A 5,666-nucleotide genomic window follows, 5' to 3' on the forward strand; every position below is an offset into this window, starting at 1 on the left:
CGGCCTGGCCATTGCCGGCGGCGTCGAATCGATGTCGCGCGCGCCGTTCGTGATGGGCAAGGCAACCTCGCCGTTTGCCCGTGACCAGCAGATCGAAGACACCACCATGGGCTGGCGTTTCATCAACCCGCGCCTGCGTGAACTGCACGGCGTGGAGACCATGGGCCAGACCGCCGAGAACGTGGCTGAGCGCTACGGCGTCAGCCGCGAGGACCAGGATGCGTTCGCCCTGCGCAGCCAGCAGCGAACGGCCGCCGCGCAGGCGCACGGCTTCTTCGACGGCGAGATCGTGGCGGTGGACGTACCGGGCCGCAAACGCGGCGAAACCGTGACCGTCGAGCGCGATGAACACCCGCGCGGCGATACCACCGCCGAAGCACTGGCCAAGCTGAAGCCGCTGTTCCGCCAGCCGGGCACGGTGACCGCCGGCAACGCCTCGGGCATCAACGATGGTGCCGCCGCGCTGCTGCTGGCCTCCGGTGCGCAGGTGCAGGCGCTGGGCCTGACCCCGCGCGCGCGCATCCTCGGCTTTGCCAGTGCCGGCGTGGAGCCGGCGATCATGGGCATGGGCCCGGTGCCGGCCAGCCAGAAGCTGATGGCACGGCTGGGCCTGGCCATCGCCGACTTCGATGCCATCGAACTGAACGAGGCCTTCGCCTCGCAGGGGCTGGCCTGCATGCGCCAGCTGGGCCTGGCCGACGATGCCGCGCACGTGAACCCCAACGGTGGTGCCATCGCGCTGGGCCACCCGCTGGGCATGAGCGGCGCGCGCCTGGCGCTGACCCTGCTGCGCCAGCTGGAGGCCAGCGGTGGCCGCCGTGGCCTGGCCACGATGTGCATCGGCGTGGGGCAGGGCGTGGCCCTGGCCATCGAGCGCGTGTGAACCATCCCCTGATTCCGTAATCTCAAGACAGCTGCGGCTTCCGGGCCGCTCGCCAACAGGAGTACGCCATGAGCGATCCCACCCCACTGCGCGGCTACCGCAAGCCGTACCCCGGCAGCCAGCCGCCGCGCATCCACCTGCCCTACGCCTCCACCGCGCTGCGCGGCCCGGGAACCGACCCGATCGCGATCCCGGTGACGCTCTCGGAAGTGACCGGCCCGAGCATCAACCGCATCACCCTCGGTGAGCATGCCGCCGATCTGACCGCCGGCTTCCCCGGCCAGCCGCAGGGCGAGCGCATCATCGTCAGCGGCCRTGTGCTGGACGAGAATGGTCGCCCGGTGCGCAACACCGTGGTGGAGGTGTGGCAGTGCAACGCCGCCGGCCGTTACCTGCACAAGGGCGACCAGCACGACGCGCCGCTGGATCCGAACTTCAAGGGCACCGGCCAGGTGCTGACCGACAGCGAAGGCCGCTACCGCTTCACCACCATCAAACCGGGCGCGTACCCGTGGCGCAATCACTACAACGCCTGGCGCCCGGCACACATCCACTTCTCGCTGCATGGCGAAGGCATCGGCCAGCGCCTGGTCACGCAGATGTATTTCCCCAATGATCCGCTGCTGGCGTTCGATCCGATCTACAACTGCGTGGACGACGCCAAGGCGCGGGAGCGCATGGTGTCCTCGTTCGATTGGGAAAACACCGCCAACGAATWCGCGCTGGGCTAYCGYTTCGACATCGTGCTGCGCGGYCGCAAGATGACCGTCTGGGAGTAACACCATGAGTTTCCAATCCACTCCATGGCAGACCGTGGGCCCGTACTACCGCCTGGGCCTGGAACCGCTGTACCGCACCGACATCGCCCCGGCCACCGCGCAGGGTGAGCGCGTGGAAGTGCAGGGCCAGGTGTTCGATGGCAATGGCGTGCCGGTGTCCGATGCCGTGCTGGAAATCTGGCAGGCCGACGCGCAGGGCATCTATGCCCATGGCGAAGACCCGCGCCGTGACGACCACGACCCGGCCTTCGACGGCTGGGGCCGCGTGCCCACCGACGACCAGGGCCGCTTCGCCTTCACCACCGTCAAGCCGGGCCGCGTGCCGGGCCTGCGTGGCGAGCCGCAGGCGCCGCACCTGGTGGTGCTGGTGTTCATGCGCGGCCTGCTGCAGGCCACCCGTGCACGCATCTACTTCAGTGACGAAGCCAGCAACGCCGAGGACGGCATCCTCGCGCTGGTGCCGGCCGAACGCCGCCACACCCTGGTCGCACAGGCGCAGGGCAAGGGCCTGTACCACTGGGACGTGCGCATGCAGGGCCCGGACGAGACGGTGTTCTTCGCATACTGATTGCGGCGCGCCCGACGCGCCTTCCGGCCACTCCACACCCGCGTGCGGCGGGCGCGGGTAAGCTGTGATTACCCAGGATGGACTGCACCAATGAGCCACTTCCCAACGCTGCTGGGCGGTCTGTTCGGCGACCCCTCCGTCGACGCCGTGTTCCGCGATGAAGCACGCCTGCAGGCGATGCTCGATGTCGAACGCGCTCTGGCGCGCGCGCAGGTGCAGTGCGGGGTGATTCCCGCAGCTGCGCTTGCACCGATCGAAGCGGCCTGCAGCGCCGATCTGTATTCGTTGCCGGCGCTGTCGGCAGCCACCGCACTGGCTGGCAATCCGGCCATTCCACTGGTCAAGGCACTCACCGCGCAGGTCAAGGCGAACGATGCCGAGGCCGCGCGCTGGGTGCACTGGGGCGCCACCAGCCAGGACATCATCGATACCGGCGCGGTGCTGCAGCTGCGCGCGGCAGTCAGCCAGGTGCAGGCGCGCCTGCGCGTGCTGTGCATGGCGCTGGCGCGGCTGGCCGAGGCCGAGCGCGGCACCGGGCTGCCCGGACGCACGCTGCTGCAACAAGCCGTGCCGGTGACCTTCGGCCTGAAGGCGGCCGGTTGGCTCGACGCCCTGCAGCGCAGCCAGCGCAGGCTGGATGCGTTGGCCGCAGACACGCTGGTGCTGCAGTTCGGCGGTGCCGCTGGCACCCTGGCCTCGCTGCAGACGCGCGGGCTGGACGTGGCCGAGGCCCTGGCTGCCGAGCTGCAGTTGCCGCTGCCGGCATTGCCCTGGCACACCGCGCGTGACCGCATTGCCGAGTTCGGCAGCGTGTTCGCACTGCTGACCTGCAGTCTCGGCAAGATCGCCACCGACATCGTGCTGCTGATGCAGTCCGAGGTGGCCGAAGCCTTCGAGCCCGCGGGCGAGGGCAAGGGCGGTTCCTCGGCAATGCCGCACAAGCGCAATCCGGTGGGCTGCGTGGCCGCCATTGCCGCCGCCACGCGCGTACCGGGCCTGCTGTCCACGCTGTTCACTGCCATGCCGCAGCCGCACGAGCGCGCAGCAGGCCAATGGCACGCCGAATGGGACACCGTGCCGGAGATCGTGCGCCTGTGTGCGGGCAGCCTGGCCCAGGTGGATGTGGTGGTGCAGGGCCTGCAGCTGGACCGAGAGCGCATGCGCCAGCACCTGGACAGTCATGGCGGCCTGCTTTACGCCGAAGCCGTTGCGGTCACGCTGGGCGAGCGCATCGGCAAGCCGGCCGCACATGCCTTGGTGGAACAAGCGGCCAGGCAGGCGCTTGCGCAATCGCAGCACCTGCGCGTGGTGCTGGGGCAGATGCCCGAAGTCACCGCGCAGCTTTCCGCCGCACAACTGGATGCCCTGTTCGCCGCAGACAGCTGGCGCGGCATGGCCGATACCTGGATCGACCGCGTGCTCGCGCGCGGCTGATCCTACGTTCAACGTTGGAGCACGCATGCCATTCCTCGACCTTCCGCAGCATCGCCTGCACTACCAGACCGAGGGCCGCGCCGACGGGCAGTGGCTGACCTTCTGCAATTCGCTGGGTACCGACCTGGGCATGTGGCAGCCGCAGGTGGATGCACTCGCCTCGCAGTACCGCATCCTGCGCTATGACCGTCGCGGCCATGGCCAGTCCAGCACGCCGCCAGGGCTGTACAGCGTGGCCGAACTGGGCGCTGATGTGCTGGCCCTGTGGGACCACCTCGGCATCGCGCGCAGCCATTTCTGCGGGCTGTCGATCGGTGGCCTGACCGGGCAGTGGCTGGGCGTGCATGCTGGCAATCGCCTGCGCACGCTCACGGTGGCTGCCACCGCAGCGAAGATCGGCACGCTGGACGGCTGGCAGGCGCGCATCGCCCAGGTCCAGCATGATGGCCTGTTGCCGCTGGTCGATGGCACCCGCGAACGCTGGTTCACCGCCGCTTTCGCGCAGACCCATGCCAGCCAGGTGGAAGACATCCTGCAGCGCTTCCTCGCCACCAGCGTGGCTGGCTATGCCGGCTGCTGCAACGCCGTGGGCACGGCCGACTTCCGTGATGCGCTGGGCCGCATTGGCGTGCCGCTGCTGGCCATTGCCGGAGATGACGACCCGGTGTGCGCTCCGGCCGAGCTGCAGGCAATCGCCGACGGCGTGACCCATGGCCACCATGCCGCCGTGCCGGGCCGCCACATCTGCAACCTGGAATCGCCGCAGGCGTTCACCTCCGCACTGGCCGCGCATCTTTCGGCGCAGCACTGATCCCGCACAACAGGTAGACCACGATGGACGAACAGGAACGCTACGAAGCCGGCCTTGCGGTGCGCCGCCAGGTACTGGGTGAGGCACACGTCGAACGCTCGCTGCAGGCGCGCACCGAGTTCACCRMSGARTTCCAGGMATTCATCACGCGCACSGCGTGGGRCACGGTGTGGACGCGCGAGGGCCTGCCGCGGCATACGCGCTCGCTGCTGACCATCGTGATGATGGTGGCGCTGGGCCACGACGAGGAGTTCAAGCTGCATATCCGTGCCGCCCGCAACAACGGCGTGACGCCGGAGGAGATCAAGGAAGCGCTGCTGCAGGCCGCGATCTACTGTGGCGTGCCCGCGGCCAACCACGCGTTCGCGCTGGCCAAGCCGATCCTGGAAGAGCAGGCCGCAGAGCGCTGACGCCGAACATCCGCCGGGCATGGCCCGGCGCTACCAGAGCGCAGTCCCGGAAGCGCCGGGCCATGCCACGTGCCCAGCCGCTGTGCGGCTTCGCGCAGGCGCGGCAACAGCTGGGTCTGCATCACGCCCAGGCCGATACGGCCCGCCTGGGTGCCGATGTTCAGCGCGGCCACGACATCGCCGCTGCGCGAACGCACTGGCACGGCGATCGAGCGCAGGCCGATCTCCAGTTCCTGGTCGACCAGCGACGCGCCTTCGCGGCGCACCTTTTCCAGCAGGTCGAGGAAGTCTTCCATGCGGGTGACCGTGCGTTCAGTGCGCGGCCGCAACGGGTTGCGTTCCAGGTAGCCTTCCAGCGTGTCGCGCGGCAACGAGGCCAGCAGCACGCGGCCCATCGAGGTGCAGTAGGCCGGCAAGCGGCTGCCTGCGCGCAGGCCGATCGACATGATGCGTACGGTTTCCGCGCGCGCCACGTACAGGATGTCATCGCCATCGAGCACGCCCAGCGAGCAGGATTCGTGCACGGCATCGCGCAGGGCATCCAGCACCGGTTGTGCAGCAGCGGTCATCGACGACGACGCGACATAGGCGCCGCCCATGCCCAGCACGCGCGGCAGCAGCACGAAGCCGCGGCCCTGTTCACCCACGTAGCCGAGCTTTTCCAGCGTGTACAGCACGCGCCGTACCGCTGCGCGGGAAATGCCGGTATCGCTGCTGATCTGCGACATCGTCACTTCGCGCGGGTGCTGCGAGAACACGCTCAGCACGGCCAGGCCGCGGC

General features: G+C 69.2%; 6 protein-coding genes and 1 pseudogene. 6 read left to right on the top strand and 1 reads right to left on the bottom strand.

Going from position 1 to position 5,666, the window contains the following annotated elements; all coding sequences use genetic code 11:
* The 6 genes from AC1VAN_RS11145 to pcaC form a co-directional block, all read left to right on the top strand.
* Positions 1–883 (top strand): acetyl-CoA C-acyltransferase (locus tag AC1VAN_RS11145; RefSeq protein WP_480985814.1); only part of this gene is annotated, 883 nt, incomplete at its 5' end.
* A gap of 68 nt (positions 884–951) precedes the next feature.
* On the top strand, positions 952–1,662 hold the full coding sequence (gene pcaH, locus AC1VAN_RS11150) for a protocatechuate 3,4-dioxygenase subunit beta (protein ID WP_480985815.1): 711 nt from the start codon (positions 952–954) through the stop codon (positions 1,660–1,662).
* A gap of 4 nt (positions 1,663–1,666) precedes the next feature.
* A complete protein-coding gene (gene pcaG / locus AC1VAN_RS11155) occupies positions 1,667–2,230 on the top strand; it encodes a protocatechuate 3,4-dioxygenase subunit alpha (protein WP_025875085.1) in 564 nt (187 codons plus the stop codon).
* Positions 2,231–2,320: 90 nt separating this feature from the next.
* Positions 2,321–3,664: a 3-carboxy-cis,cis-muconate cycloisomerase gene (locus AC1VAN_RS11160; protein WP_478013635.1), complete on the top strand. Its 1,344-nt coding sequence runs from the start codon at positions 2,321–2,323 to the stop codon at positions 3,662–3,664.
* A 25-nt stretch (positions 3,665–3,689) separates the two neighbouring features.
* The gene (gene pcaD / locus AC1VAN_RS11165; protein ID WP_313114874.1) at positions 3,690–4,475 is read left to right on the top strand and encodes a 3-oxoadipate enol-lactonase; all 786 of its coding nucleotides are present in this window, start codon (positions 3,690–3,692) and stop codon (positions 4,473–4,475) included.
* A gap of 23 nt (positions 4,476–4,498) precedes the next feature.
* Positions 4,499–4,885 carry a 4-carboxymuconolactone decarboxylase gene (gene pcaC, locus AC1VAN_RS11170; RefSeq protein WP_480985816.1) on the top strand — a complete coding sequence of 129 codons (387 nt, stop codon included), beginning with the start codon at positions 4,499–4,501 and terminating at the stop codon, positions 4,883–4,885.
* A gap of 68 nt (positions 4,886–4,953) precedes the next feature.
* On the opposite strand, the pseudogene AC1VAN_RS11175 reads toward pcaC, so the two are convergent.
* Positions 4,954–5,666 (bottom strand): annotated as a pseudogene (locus AC1VAN_RS11175) (IclR family transcriptional regulator domain-containing protein); the annotation flags it as partial.

The organism is Stenotrophomonas sp. 05L44_2 (assembly GCF_056665995.1).

What these genes read in the sequence shown, in the direction of transcription:
- pcaD (WP_313114874.1), top strand. Translation starts at nt 3,690, where the DNA reads ATGCCATTCCTCGACCTTCCGCAGCATCGCCTGCACTACCAGACCGAG.
- AC1VAN_RS11160 (WP_478013635.1), top strand. Translation starts at nt 2,321, where the DNA reads ATGAGCCACTTCCCAACGCTGCTGGGCGGTCTGTTCGGCGACCCCTCC.
- pcaG (WP_025875085.1), top strand. Translation starts at nt 1,667, where the DNA reads ATGAGTTTCCAATCCACTCCATGGCAGACCGTGGGCCCGTACTACCGC.